Here is a 22,545-nt window from a genome sequence, read left to right as displayed (position 1 = left end):
GAACAGCCGAGACGGCGTTCACAAATGTCGCGCCCTCGCCAAGATCGGGTGCTAGCGTTCCGCTCAACTGGGGGGATGCGGACGGGAGAATACGATGTCCACAACCGACCACGACTGGGCCAAACCCGCGATGATGGCCATCCCCAAAGAGGGATATTTCGAGCTCGAGCGTGGCCGGTATGGCCCCGTCTTCCCACGCACTCCGGCCTGCTACGGGTTCACCATCATCGCCAAGGTGAAGCCCGGCCAAGAAGAAGTGATTCGGCAGCACGGCCGCAATCTGGAAGCGGCGGTCACCGCTAATCCTGAAGTGCTGGCTCCGTTGAAACTGCACTATCTGCGATGGCAGTTGTTTCCCATCGGTTCGGATCTCTACTTCCAATACCAGGGCATCTTCGACACCGACTTCGACAAGTACACCGAGGACGCAGTCCAGCTGTTCAGTCAGACAGGCATCGACACGATTTTCACGACCCTCGAAGGGTTCCCGGAGGACTGGAAGGAGCGCCCAGAAGGCTTCGTGCAGTTCGTCCGGGAGCATCACGTCCCGAGCTTCGTCGAGTACGGCGAGTATCCCTACGTCACCGCCGATGAGATCAAGAAAGCTCTGCGGCTCAAAGCGGCGTTCTCCGACATGCTTGATCAAATGCAGTGACCGGTACCGAAGTCGGCGAACTCGAGTTCGACGATATCCAGCACATCCTCCTGACGCGTACGCCGGCGATCACCGGCCGATACGAGTTCCTGACCTTCGAGTCCGGCGAAGGCGGACGCACCTGGATCACCGCGCTGCTCGACAAGGTCCAGTCCGCCGCCGAGGTCCGCGCCACGGTGGATACCTCCGATCGCTGGGTCACGCTGGCCTTCACCTGGCACGGGTTACGCGCCCTGGGGGTGACCGAGGAGTCGCTGGCAACGTTTCCCGAGGCTTTCCGTGAGGGAATGGCCGCTCGCGCGGACATCCTCGGCGACACCGGCTCGGCGGCGCCGTCACACTGGCTCGGTCAGCTCGCCGGTGACGAGCTCCATGCCATCGCGATTCTGTTCGCCCGCAACGAAGAGCAGGCTCGTCTTTCCATCGCCAATCATGATGCTCTGCTCGCTCGCACCGACGGCGTCCGCAGCCTCTCGCACCTCGATCTGAATGCGAGCCCTCCGTTCAACTACGCCCACGACCACTTCGGTTTCCGAGACAGGCTGTCCCAACCGGTGATCAAAGGTTCCGGCGAGGACCCAACGCCCGGATCCGGGGAACCTCTCGCGCCCGGTGAGTTCATCCTCGGCTATCCCGATGAGAACGGCCCTGTCCCTGACCTCCCGCAGCCCGAAACCCTCTCCCGTAATGGCAGTTACATGGCCTATCGCCGCCTCGAGGAGCACGTCGGAGCGTTCCGGGACTATCTGCGGTCGAACTCGCAGAACGCAGAAGACGAGGAACTCCTGGCCGCCAAGTTCATGGGCCGCTGGCGCAGCGGCGCACCCCTGGTCCTCGCTCCCGACCGAGACGATCCAGAACTGGGCGCAGATCCGCAACGCAACAACGACTTCAACTACAAAGACATGGACCCGTTCGGCTACGCGTGCCCGCTGGGCTCACACGCCAGGCGACTCAACCCGCGCGACACCGCGCATTACATGAATCGGCGCCGGATGATCCGACGCGGCGCGACCTACGGTCCCGCGCTGCCCGAGGGAGCACCAGACGACGGTGTCGAGCGCGGCATCGCCGCCTTCATCATCTGCGCCGACCTGGTAAGGCAGTTCGAGTTCGCTCAAAACGTCTGGATCAACGACAGCACCTTCCACGAACTCCGTAACGAGCATGACCCCATCTGCGGAACGCAGGACGGCACCCTTGACTTCACGGTGCCCAAGCGACCGATACGAAAGGTTCACAAGGGCATACCGGCCTTCACGACTCTGCGCGGTGGGGCCTATTTCTTTCTTCCCGGCATCCGCGCCTTGAACTATTTGGCCACGCTGGGAGAAGCATCGTGAGCACCGCGGCTCGCACGTACAACCAAACGCACATCGGACGTGAGCACAACGGCCGGAGACGGGTCAGCATCTACTGGACGTGGAGCTACCCGTGGGAGGCTCAACGCAGCCCCGCCGAGATGTACAACCGTTTCTCGACCATCACTGAAGTCCGAAACGCGTTGTGGCCCGGCTACGAAAGCCGCGAGTACCACCAAGATCACTTCCTCCAGGGCATCGCGGGAACCTTGGAACTCTTCCACCGCTCGACGCTGGCGTTCCAGGACCTCGTGGGCGACGCGACCGGCCATCCGGTCGCGGTGTTCCAGCGCATCGATCAAGCCGGCTACCAACTGCCGATCGACGAGCGGATCCTCGAGGACACCGACACACTGATGGTCTTCGGCCTCGACCACCTCCTGTCCGACCAGCAGGCCACCAACGACGAAGTCGTGGCGATCAGGCAGTGGCTCCGGCGCGAGGGCACCTGTCTCCTGCTGGCGCCCCACCACGACGTCGGCTTCACCGACGACTTCGAGCAAAGGCAGATGGAGTACGCCCACCACGGCGATCCCCTGGTTCCGCGTCAGCAGCGGTTCGGCCAGTACACCCGATCGTTGATGACCGCGCTCGACGTCCCGGTGCACAACACCTGGGGGCTGCGTCCGGCCGTGGTGGAGGGGACGCGAGAGATCGCACCGCTGAACGGGTCGCGTGACCTCGACGCGATCGGACTGCTCGACAACGTGACCACCTTCAATTTTCACCCGCACCTCCCCCACTACGCATTGACGGCGCCGGAGAGCGGGTCACTGGTGGTGCTGGGCCGCCAACGGATCGATCCGAACCGGCCGCACCCGTTCACCAACGACGGCAACACCGAGTTCAACGCGCTCGTCTGGATGCCACCCGGCGGCGACCGGGCCGGCGACATCGTTCTCATCGACTCGACACACTTCACCACCCTTTTCGGCGGCACCGACAGCCTCCGAAACCTCTGGCACAACCTCGCCACGATGAGATGAGTCGCCACGCGGTGCGACGTACTTGCCCTCGGGACGGCCCAACGCAATATTGCCGCGACGCTGGTAGGAGGCGGCCAGAGCGTCGTCGTCATCGTGGTCGCCGTCGCGATCGTCGGTCTTCGACTTGCGGCATGTATTGCACCACACGATCCCTAGTGGGCTGTTTGGCTCCGGTTGATGCTTGACGGATCTGTTGCGGTTGATCCTTGACACTCGGTGTGTGGTTAAGGCTCTGCGCTGGTGCGCAGTGCCCGCTTGTTTCGTACCTCGCCGGCACTGGTACGCGCAGCAGTCTTGACCAGAATGTCGCCGATATAGAAACGCAGCAGCTCCCCGTCGACATGAACATCACACCGCGAACCGGCGTAGTGACGTCCCAGGCTGACCTGCTGCCAGGACACGCACACCACCCCGTTGGTGGTCACGCGGCGACTCACCCAGTCCACACCGGCGCGTTCCCCGCGCAATCCCTCCGGCGCCGGTGGCCGCGCCACCGGCCCGCCCGTGTCCGCGGCGACGGTGAACCGTGAGGCCGGGGTGCCCCATCTGAAGCGCCTGGTGTGGACGAGCAGTGTTGTAGAACGCCACCCATTCATCCAAAGCCTGCTGGGCAACCTTCAGATTCTCGAAAGGCGCTCTCCCGCTGAGGAACTCCGCTCGTAGGCTCCGATGAAAACGTTCGATCTTGCCGGTCGTGGTTGGTGACCGTGGCCGAGTCAACAAATGCTCAATACCGTGCTCGCGGCAGATCGCGTCAAAGAGCACCTCGACCGGCGGATGGTTGAACCGACCGGTGAACACCCTGCCGTTGTCGGTCAGGATCTGACTCGGCGCACCGAACGCCTCCAACGCGCCACGCAACCCGTCACACACTGAACCGCCCCGGCATGTCCGGAGACTCCACTTCTTGGGAAGGATGGAGTCATGTCAGGTGGTTCGTCGAGGAGGTATCCGCCGGAGCTTCGTGAGCGGGCGGTGCGCATGGTCGCCGAGATCAGCGATCAGCATGAGTCGGAGTGGGCAGCAATGGGCGAAGTCGCCCGGCTGCTCGGGATCGGCACAGCCGAGACCGTGCGTAAGTGGGTGCGCCAGGCCCAGGTCGATGCCGGCGCCCGGCCGGGGACCACGACCGAAGAGTCCGCTGAGCTCAAGAAGCTGCGCCGGGAGAACGCCGAGCTCAAGCGGGCCAACGCGATCTTGAAGACGGCGTCGGCTTTCTTCGCGGCCGAGCTGGACCGGCCACACCACTGATCTGTCGATTCATCGCTGAGCATCAGGGCCGCCGCGAGGGCCCTGATGGTCTGCGCTGGGGTGTCCAGTCGATCTGTAGCGAGCTCGTCGGGCTCGGTGTGCAGATCGCCCCCTCGACGTACTACGAGCATCTCGAGCGTGAGCCCACTCGTCGCGAGGTCCGCGACGAGGCGCTCAAAGCCCACGTCAACCGGGTGCACGGCGCGAACTACGGCGTCTACGGGGCGCGCAAGGTGTGGCTGGCGCTCAACCGGGAGGGCATTGAGGTGGCCCGCTGCACGGTGGAGCGGCTGATGGCCGAACTCGGTCTGCGCGGTGCGGTGCGCGGCAAGGCCATAGCCACCACGATCACTGACGCGGGCGCGGTGCGGCCGGCTGATCTGGTCGGGCGCCGCTTCGGCCCGGTCGCACCGAACCGGTTGTGGGTGGCTGATCTGACGTATGTGTCAACCTGGTCGGGGTTCGCCTACGTCGCGTTTGTCACCGATGCCTATGCCCGCCGAATCCTGGGCTGGCGGGTGGCATCGACGATGGCGACCACGATGGTGCTCGACTCGATCGAGCAGGCCATCTGGACACGTCAGCGAGACGGCATCCTCGATTTGAAAGATGTTGTCCACCATACGGATCGAGGATCACAATATACGTCCATCCGGTTCACCGAACGGCTCGCCGAGGCGCGTATTCAGCCGTCGGTCGGTGCGGTCGGAAGCTCCTATGACAACGCGCTCGCCGAGACCATCAACGGCCTCTACAAGACCGAGCTGATCAAACCAGGCAAGCCCTGGCGCACCGTCGAGGACGTCGAGCTGGCGACCGCCCGCTGGGTCGACTGGTTCAACCACCGCCGGCTCTACGAATACTGCGGCGACGTCCCACCAGCCGAGCTGGAGGCGGCCTACTACGCTCAACAAACGAGGCTAGCCGCCAGCTGAGTCGTCAAATCAAAAAGTCTCCGGACTCCCCGGGGCGGTTCACCACGCTCAACTCCCTCATCTAGGGAGTGTCAAGGATCAACCGAAGCAACTGACAAGCATCAGCCGAAACAACGTCAACCATCAGCCGGAGTAGAAAAGTCACCCATCAACCGAGGTAATACACCTCTCGAGGTGGGGCGGGCGGGGCTCGAACCCGCGACCAATGGATTATGAGTCCACGGCTCTAACCAACTGAGCTACCGCCCCAGCGCGTCAGCGCGGCACCCATGGTCGCATACGCACGCTGAAGCGGACGAGCACGAGGGCCTCAGCCGTCGACGATCAGCTAGCGGCGCCGGGACAGATACTCCTGGTACGCCTCGGCGGCGGTCGCCAACTCGGGGCGGGCGTCGAGCACGGGCTGCATCTTCTGGCGCGCCTGCTCTCGCTTGTACGGGAGGAACTCGGTCGGGAAATCACCGTCGTGCGGGGTGTAGTCGCGCAGTATGCGCCGAGCAACGGTGGCCTTGTGCACCTCGTCGACCCCGTCGGCGATCCCCATCGTCGGGGCACCCGCATACATTGCCTGGATCGGGGTGAGGTCTGTGGTGCCGAGCGAGCCGAGGATGTGCAGCGCGTTGAACGACACCTCACGCAGGACCTTGGCCATCGTGAACTTGACCGCGGCGATCTCGGTGCGCGTCTCCTGCGTCGACGTGTTGTCGATCTTCCACGCCGTCTCCAGCACGAACAGGCGCAGCATCCTGATCATCGCGTAGGACTCGGCGACCTTCTCCTGCACCATCTGGTGTTCGGCGATCACCTTGCCGTGCGATTGCCGGGACAACGCCCGCTCGCACATCATGTCGAACGCAAGGTTGCACTGGGCGATCGTGCGCATGGCGTGGTGGATGCGCCCGCCGCCGAGTCGCCGTTGCGCCAACACTTTTGCGCCGTTCTCCGGACCCAGCAGATGGTCGAGCGGGACCCGCACATCGCGGTAGACGATGTGATTGTGGTTGCGCGGCTCGGGCTTGATCTCGACGCCGCGCGTCTTGCGGGGGACGACGAACATTCCGTTGGTGCACATCACGAACAGGAGGTCGGCCACGCGACCGGCAGAGGTGAACCACTTCTCACCGTTGATCACCCATTCGTCGCCGTCGCGGACGGCGTGGGTCTTGAACAGATTCGGGTCGCTGCCACCCTGCGGCTCGGTCATCGAGTAGGCCGAGAAGATGTCCTGGTTGAGCAGCGGGGCGAGCCACCGTTGCTTCTGTTCCTCGGTGCCGTAGGCGGCCAGCATCTCCATGTTGCCGGTGTCGGGGGCCGACGCACCGAACATGTGCGGCGCGCCGGCGTAGCGCCCGATGATCTCGTTGAGGAGGCCCAGTTTGAGCTGCCCGTATCCCGGCCCGCCGAGCTGCTCGTCGAGAAAGATCGCCCACAGCCCCTGGTCCTTGACTTCCTGCTGGAGCTCACGGACGTAGGCCTTGACCGCCGGATCAGGCGAGCGGACCGCGTGCGGGAACACGTGGTCGAGTGGCTCGACTTTCTCCTCACAGAACTGCTGGACCCAGTCGAGCTTGCGCTGGAACTCCGGTTCGGTGCTGAAATCCCATGCCATGCTCGCAGTCTTTCACCGCACCGCCGACGCGACGGGGCAATGCCGATCTCGGTAACGCTCCCGTCTCGATCTGCGTCTGATGCTGCGCGCCGCGACCGGAACGGGTAATCAGGCGGTAAGAAGAGTGGGACATGATGATGCGTGCGCGACTTACTGCGCTGTTGATGGCCGTGGTCGGCTCGGTGTTGGCCGCACCGCCCGCTGCCGCCTCCCCTGAGGACGAGTTCTGCGGCAGTATGACCTCGATAGGTTTCACGGGTGACTGTGCGACCTTGACTCCCCTGGCCCGTGAGGTGTGCGCTCAATTCGAGCGCGGCGCTGACCCGAGCGCTGTGGCCGAGATGCTGGACATCGCGACGAGAGATCAAACACTCTCGAATTTCATCGTGGCCGGCGCCCGCCTGTACTTCTGTCCGCAGCCCGACGAAGCCTGAACCCCCGGGGCGCCCCGGTTCTCGGATTCAGGCTGCACCGGGATCGAGGCCCACGATGGTCCCCGGCCGCGGCTCAAAAGTTGGCTGCACCTCGGTGGCCGGCGGACCCACTACGGCCCCGGGCCGCGGCGTCGGTTGCGGTGCCGGCTCCACCACCGTCGCCGGTGGGCCCACCACCCCTTCTCGCGGCGGCGGTGTCGTCGGCAAGGGGGTACCGGGGTCGACCAGGTTGGTGTACGTATAGGTTCCATCGGTGTAGTGGTCGCAGTGCTGATTGTTATTCACGTCGCGATAGCAGCACCTCGAGTACCTCTTACCGTCGACAACAGTCGTGGTGTAGGTGCCGCCGGCTTCGTCGCATTCGGACTGGATGGTCGATTCCGGAATCGCGCTGCCCGGCGGCGCGGTCACCACCAGCGCCCCCACTGCGAGGGTGATCGCGAACACCGCGCGGACAGCAATGCGCAGCAGTCCTGCCGATGGGATGAATGCGGTACCTGTCATGGCAGTCCCATTCGCGTCTGGACCGAATACTCGGACCTGCGGACAGATCCGACCCCAATTGAACGCAGACTCCGATCTTCTCGCCTCGTGACCAGCAAGTCAACGCCCGGTCAAGCGAAGATGGTCTGGCCCGTCTCGTCGACTTCGTAGCGTTCGGTGCCCTCGGTGACCCGCGGAGCATCGGCGCCCAGCGACACCATGATCTTGTTCGCCGCATTGCGCATCACGTCGAGAGTGATCTCGAGCTGCTGGTCGCTGGTGAAGTGCGTGTGCATCCCGGCCACCACATCGTCGTCGATGCGCGAGGGCGACCAGACCAACGCGTCGACGTAGCGCAGGGCGGCCTTGTGCGCCTCCGACAGAGCATCGGCCGTCTCGAACTGTCCGATCTGGCCGTACAGCTCCTCGCTTCCGCCGGCGTCCAGCGCGTGCACCTCACGCAGCGACTTGCACAGCCGACAGTTGTGCGCGTCTGCTCCGCGCAGCCGCACCACTTCGGTGGTGACGGGATCCAGCGTGCGCAGTCGCGCGACCTCGGGCGCGAATTCGGCCAGCAGCACCGTGGCGGGGTCGGTGTCGGGCTCCCACGCCACGGTCGCCGTCGAGCCGGCCCGACCGATACCCAGCGCGTCGCAGCCCGCCCACACTCGCGGCACGAAATCGGCGATGAACACGGCGAGCACGAAGCGAAAAGCACTGTCGCCGAACGCCTCGAGGAATCGAGCTCGTTGGCCGTCACTGATGCCGGTGACGTCGACGCAGAATTGCTCGGCGAACGCCGCAAGCACCTGCTCGCGCTCGGTGAGCTCCTCGCCCACGTCGACCGGCATCGGCAGCGGCGGCAGCGCGAGAGTGCGTCCGCAGGTCAGACGGATCAGGGTGTCCGCGCGCCGGTCGCCCGACGACAGCGCGACGAGGCGGGCCAGCAACTCGGGCAATGCGGAGTCGATCACATGCCGATTATTGCGCCTGGCTGACCGAGGACATGTGGAAGTCGGGGATTCGCAACGTCGGCATCTGTGCGCGGGTGGCCCAGTCGCCCCACTCCCGGGGCAGCGTGACCTCACTGACACCGGCCTCGGTGGCACGGCGCAGCAGATCCAACGGGCTTTCGTTGAACCGGAAGTTGTTCACCGCCGCGGTCACCTCGCCGTCCTCGACCAGATACACCCCGTCGCGGGTCAGCCCGGTCATCAGCAGCACAGACGGATCGACCTCCCGCATGTACCAGAACGTGGTCAGCAGCAGGCCCCGCTCGGTGTTGGCGACCATGTCGGCCAGCGGGGCCGAGCCGCCGGTCATCAGCAGGTTGTCGGCTCCGACCGCGACCGGTGCGTCGAATTCCGCTGCGGCGGCGCGCGGATAGGCCAGCGCGTTGATCACCCCGTCGCGGATCCAGTCGACCCGCCCGATGTCCATACCGTTGTCGAACACCGAGGTCCGCTCCGAGGACGTCGGGACCGCGACGAACGGCGTGCACTCCAGACCGGCGGCCGTCGGGTCGGAGTACATGGTCAGCGGCAAGGAGGTGAGCTTCTCCCCCACCCGGGTACCGCCGCCCGGCGCCGACAGTGCCGTGCGGCCCTCCTCTGCTCCCCGGCCGCTCATGGTCCACGACAGGTAGATCATGATGTCGGCCACCGTCGACGGCGGCATGATCGTCTCGTACCGCCCGGCCGGCAGCTCGATGGTGCGCCGGGCCCAGGACAACCGGGTCGCGAGTTCGTCGAGCATCAGTTCCGTTGATACCCCGACGAAGTCGGGTGTGCTGCGGCCCACCCACGCGCTGGCGCCGTCACGTTTGGCGTTGATCTCCACCGAACCGGTGGGCTGGGTGTACCGGCGCCGGATTCCGGTGGAGGTGGCCACGAACGTGGTCTCCAGGATGTGCCGCGCATATCCGAAAAGGGCGTCAGCGCTGCGGAATCCACGCGCCAGTCCGTCGGCGACGCCGAGGAACACGTCGACCCCGGTGCGCGGGACAGGAGCGTCCCAGTCCACGGGCACATCGCCGCCGGGCAGCGGCGGCGCGGCGTCCCTGGCCGCGGTCGCGGTCGCGGCGGCCCGCTGTGAGGCCTCGACTAGCTCGTCGATCACCGACGGGGCCACCGCGCTCGATCGCACCGAACCGACATGCGCGTCGGCTCCACGGCGCACGACCGAGATGACGGTGATGGTCCGGCTGGTGGATTCGCCGTTGGTGGTCATGGTGTTGTTGGCCCAGCGCAGCGATGCGTCGATGCGGTCGGTGACCAGCACGATGGTCTCGTCGGCCTTCCCGCGCCGGCGCGCCGCGGCCAGCGCGAGGTCGACCACCTGCTGCGCGCCGATCATCGGCCGCCCTCTTCCCGGGTGTTGAGTACGTTGACACCGCGGAACAGCGCCGACGGGCAGCCGTGGCTGACCGGAGCGATCTGCCCGGGTTGGGCCTTGCCGCAGTTGAACGCGCCACCGAGGCGCCACGTGGACGGGCCACCGACGGCCTCGAGCGCACCCCAGAAATCCGTGGTGGTGGCCTGGTAGGCCACGTCACGCACCTGTCCCTCGAGCCTTCCGTTGCGGATCCGGAAAAAGCGCTGTCCGGTGAACTGGAAGTTGTACCGCTGCATGTCGATCGACCAGCTCTTGTCGCCGACGACATAGATGCCGTCGCCGACGCCGGCGATCAGGTCGTCGGTGGTGACCTCACCGGAGGCCGGCTGCAGGGACACGTTGGCCATCCGCTGAATCGGTACATGGTGGGCCGAGTCGGCGTAGGAACACCCGTTGGAGCGTTGCGCGCCCAACCGCGGCGCGAAGACCCGGTCGAGTTGGTATCCGACGAACAGTCCGTCGCGGACCAGGTCCCAGCTCTGCGCACGCACCCCCTCGTCGTCGAACCCGACTGTCGCCAAGCCGTGTTCGACAGTGCGGTCGGCGGTGACGTTCATCACCGGCGACCCGTAGCGCATGCTGCCGAGCTTGTCGGGGGTGGCGAAAGATGTTCCCGCGTAAGCTGCTTCGTACCCGATGGCCCGGTCGTATTCGGTGGCATGGCCGATCGACTCGTGAATGGTCAACCACAGGTTGGTCGGATCGATCACTAGGTCGGTCGGGCCCGCCACCACACTGGGCGCCTTGACCTTCTCGGCCAGCAGCGACGGCAGCTGGGCCAACTCGGCGCTCCAGTCCCACACGTCGTCTGCGGCGACGACCTCCCAACCGCGCGCCGACGGCGGGGCCAGCGTGCGCATGGTCTCGAATGTGCCGGCCGCGGCGTCCACCGCAACCGCCTCGATGGTGGGGTGGATGCGGACCCGCTGCTGGGTGATCGAGGATCCGAAGGTGTCGGCGTAGAACGTCTGCTCCTTGGCCGACTGGAATGCCGCCGTCACGTGGTCGACACCGTCGGAGGCCAGCAGGCGCCCCGAATACTCCTCCAGGACGGCGACCTTGTCCCCGCCGGGCACCCCGAATGGGTCGATCCGGTAGTCCGACACCCATGTCGCGTCCCGGTAGACAGGTTCGGCGGCCAACTCGATGCGCTCGGCGTTCAGCTGTGCCAGGGTCTTGGCCACCCGCACGGCCCGCCGGGCCGTGTCGGCCGCGGCGCCGGGGCTGAGTTCGGCGTGCGAGGCGAACCCCCAGGTGCCCTCGACGATCACCCGCACCGCGAGCCCGATCTCTCGGTCGACGACTGCGTTCTCCAGCGCACCGTCGCGCAGCTGCACGGTTTCGGTGGTGATCGCGTGCACGCGCAGGTCGGCGTATTCTGCTCCCGCTTGCTGCGCGGCGGTCAGCGCGGCATCGGCCAACGCGCTGCGTGGCACAGCCAGGAAGTCGGTGTCGATCGAGTGGGGGGCGCTCACGCACCCACCGTAACGGCTCGAGACCGGGTCAGCTCCGCATGCCGCTGGTGCCCAGCACAGTCAACTCCAGCGCCAGCGCGACCCCGCAAACCGCGATCACGACGGCGAACGCGCCCCAGTCGCGCCGCTGCGGACGCGACGGTGCCGCCGAGATCTGCCCGGCTCCGCCGCGGGCGGTGATCGCGTCGCCCATCTCGTCGGCGCGGCGCAGCGCCACAGTGATCGCTGCGGCCAGCAGGTCGATCAGTTCGGCCGCCCAGCGGCGCCATCGGGCGCGCCCGTCGCGGTCCACCTCGGGCGGCCGCAGACTTCGTGCCGCATAGAGCACCCGGAACTCGTCGATGAGCATCGGGAAGGCCCGCAGCGCCAACGCCAGTGTCACCGCCCAGTCGTTGACCGGGATGCGCAGCGGCCGCAGCGGACGGCCCAGCATCGCGACCGCGGGGGCGATCTCGGCGACGTTGGTCGTCCACGAGACCATCCCGCCCAACCCCAGCAGCACGATCGACAACGCGGTGATACGTAGGAAGTTCAGCAAGCCGCCCAGACCGAGCTCCACCGAGCCGACGCCCATCACCGGGTCACCGCCGGCGAACGCCGCGGTGACGCCACCGAGCACCAGCAGTACCCACAGCCAGCGCGGAATGGTGGGCAACACCCCACGCGGGATGCGGGCCAGCTTGGCGGCCATTACGATGAGCAGCGCCACCGCCGCGATCGGAACCCAGCCCGGATAGAAAGTCAGCAGCACGCCGATGCCGGCGACGATCAGCAGTTTCGAACCGGCCCACAGCTCGTGGATCACGGTGCGGCCCGGCACCGGTCGCAGCAGCACGATCTCGCGGCGCTGCTTGCGGGGCGCGGTCATGACATTCCCCCGGCGGAGGTGGGGGCCGGCGCGAGCATCCCGTCGGCCATGTGCAAGGTGCGCGGACACAGGTTCTCCAGCCCACCGAAGTCGTGGGAGATCACCACGACCGTCAGCCTCTTGCGCCGGCGCAGATCTTCGAGCAGCCCAACCAGGCCCTCCTGTGACTCGGCATCCAACCCGGCCAGCGGCTCGTCGAGGATCAGCGCCCGCGGGGAGCGGGCGAGCAGGCCGGCCAGCACCACGCGCCGCATCTGTCCACCGCTGAGCTGATCGATGCGCCGGGTCGCCAGCGCGGGATCCAGCCCGACCGTGCCCAGCGCCTCCTCGATGCGAGCGCGGTTGTGCCGGGAAAACCCTGCCGTGGAGGCGATCTCGTGGTCGACGCGGCTGCGCATCAGCTGCAGGCGGGCCGCCTGGAACGAGATCGCCACGGCGCCCACTTGATCGGAGACCGGTGCGCCGTCGAGCAGACACCTGCCGACGGTGGGGACCGTCAGCCCGGCCATGATCCAGGCCAGCGTCGACTTCCCCGACCCGTTGAGGCCGTGGATCAGGACGCCGTCACCCTCGTGCACGGCGAAGTCGATGCCGCTCAACGCCGTCTTGGCCCAGGGGGTTCCGCTGCCGTACTCGTGGCCGACGCCGACGAGCTCGAGCACCGGAGCCCCGCGCGGCGGCGCGGCGTCGGCCGGGACGGGCACCTCAGCGGTCTCCACCAGGTCCGGGCCGGCCTTCGCGGTCGCGGTGCCGCTCCCGCTCAGGTGCACGGTGCGGTCGGCGGCGTCGGCCTCGTCGTTGTAGTGGGTGATGTGCACCAGCGCGGTGCGGTGGCGCGTGGTCAGCCCGGACAGCACCGACATCAACGCGTCGCGGCCGTCCTGATCGACCATGCTGGTCACTTCGTCGGCGATCAACAAGGCCGGGTCGCGGGCCAGCGCCGCGGCCACCGACAGCCGCTGCAGTTCGCCACCGGACAGGCCGCCGGTGTCGCGCTCGGCCAGGCCGTCCAACCCGACCTCGGCCAGCAGCGCCTCGACGTCGATAGCTGCCCCCGGGGGCAACCCCCACACGACATCGTCGGCGACGCGCGTGCCCAGCACCTGACTTTCGGGGTGTTGCATAACCACCGCGGTGCCGCCCTGTTTACCGAGACCCACCGCGCCCGGCCGCTCGACCGTGCCCGACGTCGGTTCACGGCCCGCCAGCAGCAGCATCAACGTCGTCTTGCCCGACCCGTTGGCACCGGTGACCGCGACGTGCTCGCCCGGCTGCACCGACAACGACACCGGCCCGAGTGCGTCGTCGGTGGCCGACGGGTAGCGGAAGCGGACGTCGTGCAGCGTCAGCGGCACGGGGCCGATCTCACTGCTGTCGTCGGGGGTCTCCAGCTTGTGCACGTCGGGCACCCCGAGCAGCCGTGACATCACCCGGGACAGCGCCCACCAGCCGACGAGGCTGACCGAGGTGATGGAGAAGATGCCGGCGGCGAAGAACAGCAGCGGCCAGTAGTCCAGCACCGTGGCGAAGTCGCGGGTGAGACGGTCCGCGGCGCCCTCCATGCCAGGGATGCGGGAGAGCACGGCCGCGACGCCGTCGACGTTGGCCGTGACGGTGTCGAAGATCAGCATGCGCAGTCGGCTCAGGATCGTCAGCGCCACGACGATGACGGCGCCGAAGATCGCGCCGGCCACCAGCGCGGCGGCGATCACCGTCGGGGTGCCGCGACCGCGTCGTTTGACGGTGCCGGTCAGGCCGCCGATGTAGGCGCAGTTGACGACGGTCATGAAGCCGCCCATCCCGGCGATCAGGAACGCGATCAGACCGCCGGCCACCGTCGCGGTGAACAACACGCGCAGCCGATAGCGGTACGCCAACAGCGCCATCGGCACCGTGCCGAGAAAAGACAGCCCGGCCGCGAACGGCACCACGACCGCGATGATCGCGATGGCAGCGCACAGGGCCGCCATCACCGCCGCCTGCGCGAGTTCGACCGGTTGAAGAGAACCGGTCCGTCGCGAGGCGTTCGCCGGGCCGGCCGAGGTCATCTCACGATTCTGCCAGCCGCTCCGCCCACCGCTTCGGGCGCGGGCTGTGAGCAGCACCACCGCCGGCCGGATTGATATGCATAGTTTCTCTATGCAAATATGGCTGTCATGTCGTCCACACTCGGCGCCGACCTGCTCTCGGTCGTGGCCCGGCTCAACCGGCTGACCAATCAGCGCGTCCGGATGCCGCTGCCGTTCGCTCAGGCCCGGTTGCTCTCGACGATCGAAGACCAGGGCCAGGCCCGCATCTCCGACCTGGCCGCGTTGGACCACTGCTCCCAGCCGACGATGACCACCCAGGTGCGCCGGCTCGAGGACGCCGGCCTGGTCGCGCGCACCGGCGATCCCGAAGACGCCCGCGCGGTGCTGATCCGGATCACACCGGCCGGCGTGACGGCTCTGCAACAGGCCCGCGCCGACCGTGGCGCGGTCATCGACCCCTACCTCGAACGGCTCAGCGACCAGGACCGTGACTGCCTGGCCGCCGCGGTCGACGTGATGCGGCGGCTGATCGAGGACGCCAGCTCACCTCGCACCGCCTCTCGCTGACCCGTTCCCCCACCCGAAAGGAGTGTCACGTCCCATGTGGCGTCAACCCAAGGCCGTCTGGGCCGTCGCGTTCGCCTCGGTGGTCGCCTTCATGGGCATCGGCCTGGTCGACCCGATCCTCAAGCCGATCGCCGACAATCTCGACGCCACACCGTCGCAGGTGTCGCTGCTGTTCACCAGCTACATGGTCGTGATGGGCCTGGCCATGCTGATCACCGGCGTGGTCTCCAGCCGGATCGGCCCCAAACGAACGCTGTTGCTCGGACTGGTGATCATCATCGCCGGCGCCGGGCTGGCCGGGCTCAGCGAAACCGTCACCGAGATCGTGGGCTGGCGGGCGCTGTGGGGCTTGGGCAACGCCCTGTTCATCGCCACCGCGCTGGCCACCATCGTCAGCTCGGCCCGCGGATCGGTAGCCCAGGCCATCATCCTCTACGAGGCCGCACTCGGCGTCGGCATTGCGGTCGGACCGCTGGTCGGCGGCCTGCTCGGCTCGATCTCCTGGCGCGGGCCGTTCTTCGGGGTGTCGGCGCTGATGGTCGTCGCCGTGGTGGTGACGGCCGCGATGTTGCCGTCGACCCCGCCGGCGGCGCGGGCCACCACGCTGGCCGACCCGTTCCGCGCGCTGCGCCACCGCGGCCTGTTCGGCGTCGCACTCACCGCGCTGCTGTACAACTTCGGCTTCTTCACCCTGCTGGCGTTCACGCCGTTCCCGTTGGACATGAGCGCCTACGGGATCGGGCTGATCTTCTTCGGGTGGGGCGTGGCGCTGGCGTTCACCTCGGTATTCGCCGCCCCGCGGTTGCAGCGCCGCTTCGGCACCCTGCCCACGCTGATCGTGAACCTGCTGCTGATGACCGCGACACTGACCGCGATGGCAGTGTGGACCGATCACAAAGCGGTGCTGGCCGGCTGTGTCGTGGTGGCCGGCCTGTTCATCGGCGTGAACAACACGCTGATCACCGAGACGGTGATGAAGGCCGCTCCCGTCGAACGTGGAGTGGCTTCGGCGGCTTACAGTTTCGTGCGCTTCGGCGGTGCCGCGGTCGCGCCGTGGCTGGCCGGGTTCCTCGGCGAGCGGGTCAATGTGCACCTGCCGTTCTGGGTGGGCGCTGCGGCGGTGCTGCTGGCCGCGGTGGTTCTGCTGCGCACGCGTGCCCACCTGACGGGCATCGACGCCGAAGAGCCCGAACTCGACGAGCTCACCGACGAGGCCGTGCAGTCACCGCGGGCAACCAGAGCTGAGCGCTCAGGTCACCGAGACACCGATGAGATAACCCACGAGGTAGGTCACCGCGATCGCGACGCCTCCGAGCGCGAACTGGCGAAGTCCGCCAAGCAGCGGCGGCCGTTTGGTGAAGGTTGCCGCTACCCCGCCGACCAGAAGCAGACCCGCTCCGCCGCAAGCCAATCCGGCCCAGAGCGAGGCGTAGCCGAGTAGGTACGGGATGAGCGGGATGATCGCGCCGACCGCGAACAGCGCGAACGAGGACCCCGCTGCCAGCCACGGTGACGGCTTCTCCTCGGGGTGCACCCCCAGTTCCTGGACCAGGTGGAAGTTCAGGGCCTTGGCCTCGTCGCGGTGGATCTCCTCCGACGCCTTGGCGGCGGTGTCGGGGGAAAGGCCCATCTCGGTGAAGATGGCGACCAGTTCGGCCACTTCGGCGTCGGGCTGCCGGCGGAACGACTTCTTCTCGACGACCACTTCTGACTCGATCTGCTCGTTCGCGGTCGTCACCGACGTGTACTCCCCCAGCGCCATCGAGAACGCGCCGGCCAGCAGCCCGGCGACACCGCTGATCACCACGGTGTCGGCGCTGGCGGTGGCCGCAACGCCCGCGATCAGGGCGGTGTTGCTCACCAGGCCGTCCATGGCGCCGAAGGTCGCGGCGCGCAACCATCCGCCGGTGACATCGGCGTGCCGGTGGTTGCCGACATGGGGCAGCCCGGTGGGCGACAGCGGCGCATCACTTGACTCGGTCATGAGGCAATCTTGCGCCTGCGCTCTGAGACCGAATTATTAAGGATGTCCTCGGTTTGCCACATCACAGTTTGCACCGTCTTTTTGCGGGATACCGTCGTGGTATGACCACCACTGCCGAACATCTGCAGAACTCGTTGGACGGGCGCTTCCGCGACGTCAAGAACAGGATGCGGCACGAACTCGCCTCCGAGGTCTTCCGGCCCCACTACACGCCCAACACCGTCATCGCCCGCACCAAAGTGGCCGAGCAGATGCGGATCATGGCCGAGCGCGGTGCGGCCGAGGACGGCTTCAAGAAAGAACACGGCGGCAACGGTGACGTCGGTTCGGCCGTCACGCAGATCGAGATGCTGGCGATGAGCGACCTGTCGCTGATGGTCAAAGCCGGTGTGCAGTGGGGGTTGTTCGGCGGTGCGATCGAGAACCTGGGCACCGAGCGCCACCACGAGGCCTACGTCCAGAAGATCATCGACCTCGATCTGCTCGGCTGCTTCGCGATGACCGAGACCGGGCACGGCAGCGACGTGCAGTCGCTGGAGACCACCGCCACCTACGACCCAGAGGCCCAGGAGTTCGTCATCGACTCCCCGACGCCGACGTCGCGCAAGGACTACATCGGCGGTGCAGCCGAAACCGCCCGGGTGGCGGCGGTGTTCGCGCAGCTGATCACGCCCGACGGCGAAGGGCACGGCGTGCACTGCTTCGTCGTGCCGATCCGCGATGACGACGGCAACGACCTGCCCGGGGTGACCACATCAGACTGTCACTACAAGGGCGGGCTGCCGGGGGTGGACAACGGCCGCATCCAGTTCGACCACGTGCGGGTGCCGCGCGAGAATCTGCTCAACAAGTACGCCGACGTCGCACCCGACGGTACCTACAGCTCACCCATCGAGAACCAGAACCGCCGCTTCTTCACGATGCTCGGCACCCTGATCCGCGGTCGGGTCACCGTCGGCGGAAGCGCCGGCGCGGCCGCACGGGTGGCGCTCGACATCGCGACGCGGTATGCGTTGCAGCGCACGCAGTTCTCCGATCCCGACGGCGGCGAGGTGCTGCTGATGGACTACCTGGTCCACCAGCGTCGGCTGCTGCCGCTGATCGCGCGGTCCTACGCGCTGCAGTTCGCCCAGAACGAGTTGGTGGCCAAGTGCCACGAGCTGCAGACCGCCGACGACCCCGACCCGGAGGAGCAGCGCGAACTGGAATCCCGGGCGGCCGGACTCAAAGCCGCCAACACCTGGCATGCCACCCGGGCCATCCAGGAAGCCCGCGAGGCGTGCGGCGGTGCGGGCTACATGGCCGAGAACCGGCTGATCGCGCTGAAAGCCGACACCGACGTGTTCACCACCTTCGAGGGTGACAACCACGTGCTGACCCAGCTGGTCGCCAAGGAACTGCTGACCACCTACGCCGATGACATCAAGAGCATGAGCCCGGTCGAGTGGGTGCGCTTCGCGGCCAACTTCGCCGGCGAGCGCGTGCTCAAACGCACTGCGGCGCAAACGATCATGCAAACCATCCTCGACACCCGCCAGGACAACGAGGAAGAGGGCAGCCTGTTCAACCGCGGCACCCAGGTGAAGATGTTCGAGGACCGCGAGGAGTACATGCTGGCCTCGGTAGCGCGCCGGCTGCAGAGCAAGTCCAAGGAGGTCAGCGCGTTCGAGGCGTTCAACGAGGTGCAGGACCACGTGTTGCACACCGCGCAGGCGCACATCGACCGCATCATCCTGGAGGCGTTCGTGGCGGGCATCGACGCCTGCCCCGACGAAGAGACCTGCGAAATCCTCGGCATGGTGTGCGACCTGTATGCGTTGTCGGTGATCGAGGACGACAAGGCCTGGTTCGTCGAGCACCGCTTCCTGTCGACCGAGCGGGCCAAGGCGGTCACCCGGGGCATCAACGACCGGTGCCGGCGGCTACGCCCCTACGCCGAGTTGCTCGTCGACGGGTTCGGCATCCCCGAACAGCTGCGCTACGCCGAGATGCTGCACCCGGAGAACATCCCCGACGCCGACGAGCACACCCCGCAGAACGCCACCAGCGCAGGCGTGATCTAGGGCGGCGCTACGGCCCCGGGATCGGATCGAGCACCGTGAGCCGACCCTCCTCGAGGGTCACGCGCGCGCTGCCGATCCCGGTCGGGCAGCACGGCTGGTCCTGCTCCTGAAGCCACTGGTACTGCACCAGCGCGGTGTCGTTGCCCTGCGGGATCACCGTGATGTAGGGACGCGGTTCGGGCGTCGGTGACCCCACCGCCTCGGCGCCTCTGAAGAACAGCGCCTGCTGCGGGCTGCCGGGCGCCTGGCCATCGGTCACCACCACCCAGTACAGCGTGCAGTCCGGGGTGTTGCCACGGTCGGTGTCGCGCCACTGGCCGGGCGGCAGCATGGCGATCTCGGCGTCGATCGCCTCGGCGGCAGGGCCCGGGCCGCACGCCGCTGTGCTGGTGGGCGCCGGCCCCGAGGGGCTCCAGCCGCAGGCTGTCAGCACCGCGGCGAGCGCCAGTGCGGTGAACGGGGGTGCGACTCTTCGCCTGCCACCTCCCACGGGACCCTCCACCTCGACTCGGGCGCTTACCAGAACACGCTACTGTCCGCTGAGAGGATGAAGCCGTGTTCGCCACCAGTCTCGCAGCGTACGGTGTCGAATGCGGTGACCGCGCAGCTGCTGCCGATGATCTGCAACTGTTGTCCGACGGGCAGCACGTCGACGTCGGCCGTGAACGTGGCGGTGTCGGAGTAGCGATATTCGGCTGGGGCCCAGATGGCCACATAGGTCTGGTTGACATCCGGTGGGGCGTCGGCGGCCACCGCGTCGCAACCGACCGGGCCGCCATTCGCCGCCATGCCGCAGGACTTCCCGTCGGGCGTCGTGAAGTACATCCATCCGTAGCGGTCGGTGGTGTAGTCACCCTCGGCGATCGGATAGCTGTCGGTGTCCCCGGGTGGAGTGGAGCCCGGTGGCATCTCCGAATCGGTGGGGGGCACATCAGCTCCTGCCGGCCCGAACGGCAAACGGTCCTGCGCCAGTGACCACAATTGTTCTGCGACCGGTAGTGGATCGGCGGCACCACCGTACGTCGCGGCGTCGAACACCGTCGTTTCCACCGAGAACTGGTACTCGGGGTCATCGAACGAGCACCAGACGAATGACCGTTCGGACCACTTGTCGCCGGCCGGTCCTCGAGTCCAGGCGTCGTCTCCGTGAAATGTCGTGGCGACGACTCCTTCTTGGTTCGCCCACCACGGCGGACAACCGGCGAGGGAAGCCATGGCCGCCTTCAAGACCGTGCGTTTCAGCCCATCGTCGAACCGCACCGAGCATGACTCGTAGCCCTGGTCCGACACGATCGTGGACGAGCCCGAAACACCCGCCTGGTTGGCGGCGTCCAGCAGCAACGTCGCACATTCCCCCGCATCGTCGAACGCCGCGGCCTCGATGGGCGAGCCGACAACCGCCATCGAAGCGCCGACCGCAATGGCTGCGAGGATCGCCGCTCGGCGAACTGCTTGAGTGAACATTCTGCTGCGCCTCCACTGTCGGACCGGTCAAGAGCGTGACGGCATCTACCGCGGCCCTTGAGGATTCGGCGGCGGCCAGGCGAACGCGTCCACCCCGGTGTCGACCTGCCTGGCTGCGCGTCGGTCCACGTTCGTGACGATCAGGCGTCGTTGGGTGTCAAGGTAGGCCAGCGAATCGTCTGGCCCCCATACCGGCCCGGGGGCGTCGGCCGCCACATCGGCGAGCACCGTCCTCGGCGGTGCGGACGGTGTATCGAGAACCTTCAGCGTCTTCGACGCCCCGTCCGCACTGGTTTCGGTGTAGGCGATCGCGCCGGACTGCAAAGCCGCGACGTCGCCGAAGGCCGCCTGTCCGGTCACGAGGAGGCCCGGCATGGTCGGCGGCCCGGCGGGGCTGCCCTCGGGTGTGGCGACGGAATAGACGCCGCCGTCGCGTACAAGGAACGGGATCTCGGCGAACAGCGCGCCGGAGGCGTCGCCGTTGGCGAACAGGATCCTCTGTCCGTCCTCGCCGTAGGTCACCGAGGACGCGTGAGTGCCTGTGACGACGGCTGTCGTCGTGGTGTCTGTGACGTCGAGGACGTTCACGTCGATCGGGGACACGTCACTTCGTCCGCCGGTCCAGGCGATGTGTCTGCCGTCCGGCGCCCATGAGTACTCGGCGGCGAACACTCGTGGCTCGGGCGAGAGGATCCGACCGCTGTCGACGTCTGCGACGAAGAGAAACCCGCCCCCTTCTCCGGCTTGGAGGAAGGCGATCTGCTTCCCCGTCGGCGACCAGCGCGGCTGCAGGATCCGTCCGGGTCCATCCCCGAACTCGGAATCGCCGAACAGCGACGGAAGCGCAGCCGGTTCGATCAGGCGCCGCGGATCGCCCGCGGACCCGTGCTCGGCCGAGAGATTCACCACCCACAGCTCCCCGCCGTAGCTGGAGGCGTCCGGCTTCCGGATGTAGGCCACCCGGGTGAGGTCGGGTGAGGGGGCCGGTTCGGTGTCGGCCGGGCCGTCGGTGAGCTTGCGGCCCGGCGCGCCGGCAGGATCACTGGCGTAGAGCGCCCCGGCCTTGGTGTAGAAGAGCACCGGGAGGTTGTTCGCGACACCGGGCGCGGAGGTTGTCGTCGCGTCGGGGCTCGGCGACGGTGTGGAGGTGCACGCCGCCACCGTGCACACGGCGAGAAGAGCGGTGATCCAGCCAAAGGTGTTGTGCATCAGGTCATCTTCCCCTTGGCCCACTCGAACAGTCCGGCAGGGAACGCCTGGCCTTGATATCCGGTATAGGCCACACCGAGGAAGTGGTCAGCGTCATGGGTCCACGCCACGGCGCCGTCTCTGAGGAGCCAGTCAGCGCCGGTCCCGCGCCCGCACGCGATCCGGCCGTAGGGTTGCCCATCCGATCCCAGGACCACGACGGCGTCGGCCGACGGACTGCCCGGGCATGTGGTGGGCGCCCAGTCCGGACTCGCCAGTTGGGCGGTGAAAGCTGCGTGCATGCCGTAGTCGTCGGCGAAGAGCCAGTATGTCGCGAAAGTCGGACCGTCCGGTAGGGCGTTGTCCCGGCAGATGAGTGCGGCCAGCGCGCCGGCCGGATCGGCAGGTTCGCACGAGTCACTGTCGTATCCCGCCGGCAATTTGCTCAGCAGATCCGCCGACGGGTCGGCGACAGCCGGCGCAGCCGTACCGACGGCGGCAGTGACGAGGGCTGCGACGACCCGGGATGCGCGACGCACGCTAGTCAGCTTCCGCCCGCCGCGCCGATCGGTGTAGGGACTTTGGGCCTCCGCCAGCACGCCGGCGGGGAGGATGCCATGGCCGGCGCACACCCCCAGGGCGGCGGGATCGCAAAGAATCTGAGGCTCCCCCGGCTGGACTCGAACCAGCAACCCTTCGGTTAACAGCCGAATGCTCTGCCAATTGAGCTACAGGGGATTGCCCTCCCGCGACCACTGCGCCGCGGGCCAGAGAGCACTCTAGCCTACGTCCGAGCGC

Annotated in this window: 19 protein-coding genes, 2 tRNA genes and 2 pseudogenes; 8 read left to right on the top strand and 15 right to left on the bottom strand. The window is 67.2% G+C overall.

Annotation, left to right across the window (positions count from 1 at the left end; all coding sequences use genetic code 11):
* The first annotated feature begins 94 nt into the window (after positions 1-94).
* The 3 genes from G6N31_RS03790 to G6N31_RS03780 are packed head-to-tail and all read left to right on the top strand — an operon-like array spanning position 95 to position 3,002.
* Positions 95-655 carry a hypothetical protein gene (locus tag G6N31_RS03790; RefSeq protein WP_098006573.1) on the top strand — a complete coding sequence of 187 codons (561 nt, stop codon included), beginning with the start codon at positions 95-97 and terminating at the stop codon, positions 653-655.
* Positions 652-1,998 (top strand): Dyp-type peroxidase, encoded by a 1,347-nt coding sequence (locus G6N31_RS03785; protein WP_098006570.1) that lies wholly within the window; start codon positions 652-654, stop codon positions 1,996-1,998. Before G6N31_RS03790 ends, G6N31_RS03785 begins: the two co-directional genes overlap by 4 nt.
* Positions 1,995-3,002 (top strand): hypothetical protein, encoded by a 1,008-nt coding sequence (locus G6N31_RS03780; protein WP_098006568.1) that lies wholly within the window; start codon positions 1,995-1,997, stop codon positions 3,000-3,002. Before G6N31_RS03785 ends, G6N31_RS03780 begins: the two co-directional genes overlap by 4 nt.
* A gap of 224 nt (positions 3,003-3,226) precedes the next feature.
* Here G6N31_RS03780 and G6N31_RS03775 read toward each other — a convergent pair.
* Positions 3,227-3,887: pseudogene (locus G6N31_RS03775) on the bottom strand (integrase core domain-containing protein); the annotation flags it as partial.
* A gap of 39 nt (positions 3,888-3,926) precedes the next feature.
* On the opposite strand from G6N31_RS03775, the gene G6N31_RS03770 reads away from it, so the two are divergent.
* Positions 3,927-5,188, top strand: a protein-coding gene (locus tag G6N31_RS03770) for an IS3 family transposase (protein ID WP_098006771.1) whose coding sequence is annotated in 2 segments (ribosomal slippage) — positions 3,927-4,215 and positions 4,215-5,188 — 1,263 coding nt in all. Because the reading frame shifts where the segments join, the coding sequence is not laid out codon by codon here.
* Between the two features lie 175 nt (positions 5,189-5,363).
* On the opposite strand, the gene G6N31_RS03765 is transcribed toward G6N31_RS03770, so the two are convergent.
* Together G6N31_RS03765 and G6N31_RS03760 are read right to left on the bottom strand one after the other, a co-directional pair.
* Positions 5,364-5,437, bottom strand: a tRNA-Ile gene (locus tag G6N31_RS03765).
* 79 nt (positions 5,438-5,516) lie between these two features.
* Positions 5,517-6,797, bottom strand: coding sequence for an acyl-CoA dehydrogenase family protein (locus tag G6N31_RS03760; protein WP_098003529.1), 1,281 nt, complete (start codon positions 6,795-6,797; stop codon positions 5,517-5,519).
* A 131-nt stretch (positions 6,798-6,928) separates the two neighbouring features.
* On the opposite strand from G6N31_RS03760, the gene G6N31_RS03755 reads away from it, so the two are divergent.
* Positions 6,929-7,231 (top strand): DUF732 domain-containing protein, encoded by a 303-nt coding sequence (locus tag G6N31_RS03755; protein ID WP_165776241.1) that lies wholly within the window; start codon positions 6,929-6,931, stop codon positions 7,229-7,231.
* Positions 7,232-7,258: 27 nt separating this feature from the next.
* Here the strand turns inward: G6N31_RS03755 and G6N31_RS03750 are convergent, their stop codons facing one another.
* From G6N31_RS03750 to G6N31_RS03725, 6 genes are all read right to left on the bottom strand, one after another.
* The gene (locus tag G6N31_RS03750) at positions 7,259-7,735 is read right to left on the bottom strand and encodes a hypothetical protein (RefSeq protein ID WP_098003530.1); all 477 of its coding nucleotides are present in this window, start codon (positions 7,733-7,735) and stop codon (positions 7,259-7,261) included.
* Positions 7,736-7,845: 110 nt separating this feature from the next.
* Positions 7,846-8,688, bottom strand: coding sequence for a carboxymuconolactone decarboxylase family protein (locus G6N31_RS03745; protein WP_179964264.1), 843 nt, complete (start codon positions 8,686-8,688; stop codon positions 7,846-7,848).
* Positions 8,689-8,695: 7 nt separating this feature from the next.
* A complete protein-coding gene (locus G6N31_RS03740; protein WP_098003531.1) occupies positions 8,696-10,069 on the bottom strand; it encodes a metallopeptidase TldD-related protein in 1,374 nt (457 codons plus the stop codon).
* Positions 10,066-11,583 carry a TldD/PmbA family protein gene (locus G6N31_RS03735; RefSeq protein ID WP_098003532.1) on the bottom strand — a complete coding sequence of 506 codons (1,518 nt, stop codon included), beginning with the start codon at positions 11,581-11,583 and terminating at the stop codon, positions 10,066-10,068. The genes G6N31_RS03740 and G6N31_RS03735 overlap by 4 nt, the downstream gene beginning before the upstream one ends.
* A gap of 28 nt (positions 11,584-11,611) precedes the next feature.
* The gene (locus G6N31_RS03730; protein ID WP_098003533.1) at positions 11,612-12,451 is read right to left on the bottom strand and encodes a CbiQ family ECF transporter T component; all 840 of its coding nucleotides are present in this window, start codon (positions 12,449-12,451) and stop codon (positions 11,612-11,614) included.
* Complete coding sequence (locus G6N31_RS03725; RefSeq protein WP_098003534.1) at positions 12,448-14,499, bottom strand: ABC transporter ATP-binding protein; 2,052 nt, start codon at positions 14,497-14,499, stop codon at positions 12,448-12,450. Before G6N31_RS03725 ends, G6N31_RS03730 begins: the two co-directional genes overlap by 4 nt.
* A 108-nt stretch (positions 14,500-14,607) precedes the next feature.
* Between G6N31_RS03725 and G6N31_RS03720 the strand changes: the two genes are divergently transcribed.
* Both G6N31_RS03720 and G6N31_RS03715 read left to right on the top strand, forming a co-directional pair.
* Positions 14,608-15,048 carry a MarR family winged helix-turn-helix transcriptional regulator gene (locus G6N31_RS03720; protein ID WP_098003535.1) on the top strand — a complete coding sequence of 147 codons (441 nt, stop codon included), beginning with the start codon at positions 14,608-14,610 and terminating at the stop codon, positions 15,046-15,048.
* Positions 15,049-15,082: 34 nt separating this feature from the next.
* Positions 15,083-16,293, top strand: a pseudogene (locus G6N31_RS03715) (MFS transporter).
* A gap of 4 nt (positions 16,294-16,297) precedes the next feature.
* On the opposite strand, the gene G6N31_RS03710 reads toward G6N31_RS03715, so the two are convergent.
* Positions 16,298-17,032 (bottom strand): VIT1/CCC1 transporter family protein, encoded by a 735-nt coding sequence (locus G6N31_RS03710; protein ID WP_098003536.1) that lies wholly within the window; start codon positions 17,030-17,032, stop codon positions 16,298-16,300.
* A gap of 101 nt (positions 17,033-17,133) precedes the next feature.
* On the opposite strand from G6N31_RS03710, the gene G6N31_RS03705 reads away from it, so the two are divergent.
* A complete protein-coding gene (locus G6N31_RS03705; protein WP_098003537.1) occupies positions 17,134-19,095 on the top strand; it encodes an acyl-CoA dehydrogenase family protein in 1,962 nt (653 codons plus the stop codon).
* Between the two features lie 7 nt (positions 19,096-19,102).
* Here the strand turns inward: G6N31_RS03705 and G6N31_RS03700 are convergent, their stop codons facing one another.
* The 5 genes from G6N31_RS03700 to G6N31_RS03680 all read right to left on the bottom strand — a co-directional run bounded on the left by G6N31_RS03700 (position 19,103) and on the right by G6N31_RS03680 (position 22,485).
* Positions 19,103-19,585: an LppP/LprE family lipoprotein gene (locus tag G6N31_RS03700; RefSeq protein WP_098003538.1), complete on the bottom strand. Its 483-nt coding sequence runs from the start codon at positions 19,583-19,585 to the stop codon at positions 19,103-19,105.
* Positions 19,586-19,611: 26 nt separating this feature from the next.
* The gene (locus tag G6N31_RS27300; protein WP_234815295.1) at positions 19,612-20,499 is read right to left on the bottom strand and encodes a hypothetical protein; all 888 of its coding nucleotides are present in this window, start codon (positions 20,497-20,499) and stop codon (positions 19,612-19,614) included.
* Positions 20,500-20,604: 105 nt separating this feature from the next.
* On the bottom strand, positions 20,605-21,768 hold the full coding sequence (locus G6N31_RS03690) for a TolB family protein (RefSeq protein ID WP_098003539.1): 1,164 nt from the start codon (positions 21,766-21,768) through the stop codon (positions 20,605-20,607).
* Entirely contained in the window at positions 21,768-22,286 is a 519-nt protein-coding gene (locus G6N31_RS03685) for a hypothetical protein (RefSeq protein WP_098003540.1), read from the bottom strand. Before G6N31_RS03685 ends, G6N31_RS03690 begins: the two co-directional genes overlap by 1 nt.
* Positions 22,287-22,412: 126 nt before the next feature.
* A tRNA-Asn gene (locus tag G6N31_RS03680) sits at positions 22,413-22,485 on the bottom strand.
* Positions 22,486-22,545 lie beyond the last annotated feature (60 nt).

It is taken from the genome of Mycolicibacterium duvalii (assembly GCF_010726645.1).
GTDB classification, from domain to species: Bacteria; Actinomycetota; Actinomycetes; order Mycobacteriales; family Mycobacteriaceae; genus Mycobacterium; species Mycobacterium duvalii.
The sequence above is the reverse complement of the archived record's forward strand: the minus strand, read 5'-3'. Positions and strand labels throughout refer to the sequence as shown.

Bases quoted from the DNA above. Each gene is read 5' to 3' on its own strand.
- G6N31_RS03725 (WP_098003534.1), bottom strand. From the start codon at position 14,499: ATGACCTCGGCCGGCCCGGCGAACGCCTCGCGACGGACCGGTTCTCTT.
- G6N31_RS03730 (WP_098003533.1), bottom strand. From the start codon at position 12,451: ATGACCGCGCCCCGCAAGCAGCGCCGCGAGATCGTGCTGCTGCGACCG.
- G6N31_RS03790 (WP_098006573.1), top strand. From the start codon at position 95: ATGTCCACAACCGACCACGACTGGGCCAAACCCGCGATGATGGCCATC.
- G6N31_RS03750 (WP_098003530.1), bottom strand. From the start codon at position 7,735: ATGACAGGTACCGCATTCATCCCATCGGCAGGACTGCTGCGCATTGCT.
- G6N31_RS03705 (WP_098003537.1), top strand. From the start codon at position 17,134: ATGACCACCACTGCCGAACATCTGCAGAACTCGTTGGACGGGCGCTTC.
- G6N31_RS03720 (WP_098003535.1), top strand. From the start codon at position 14,608: ATGTCGTCCACACTCGGCGCCGACCTGCTCTCGGTCGTGGCCCGGCTC.
- G6N31_RS03740 (WP_098003531.1), bottom strand. From the start codon at position 10,069: ATGATCGGCGCGCAGCAGGTGGTCGACCTCGCGCTGGCCGCGGCGCGC.
- G6N31_RS03690 (WP_098003539.1), bottom strand. From the start codon at position 21,768: ATGCACAACACCTTTGGCTGGATCACCGCTCTTCTCGCCGTGTGCACG.
- G6N31_RS03760 (WP_098003529.1), bottom strand. From the start codon at position 6,797: ATGGCATGGGATTTCAGCACCGAACCGGAGTTCCAGCGCAAGCTCGAC.
- G6N31_RS27300 (WP_234815295.1), bottom strand. From the start codon at position 20,499: ATGGCGGTTGTCGGCTCGCCCATCGAGGCCGCGGCGTTCGACGATGCG.
- G6N31_RS03755 (WP_165776241.1), top strand. From the start codon at position 6,929: ATGATGATGCGTGCGCGACTTACTGCGCTGTTGATGGCCGTGGTCGGC.
- G6N31_RS03710 (WP_098003536.1), bottom strand. From the start codon at position 17,032: ATGACCGAGTCAAGTGATGCGCCGCTGTCGCCCACCGGGCTGCCCCAT.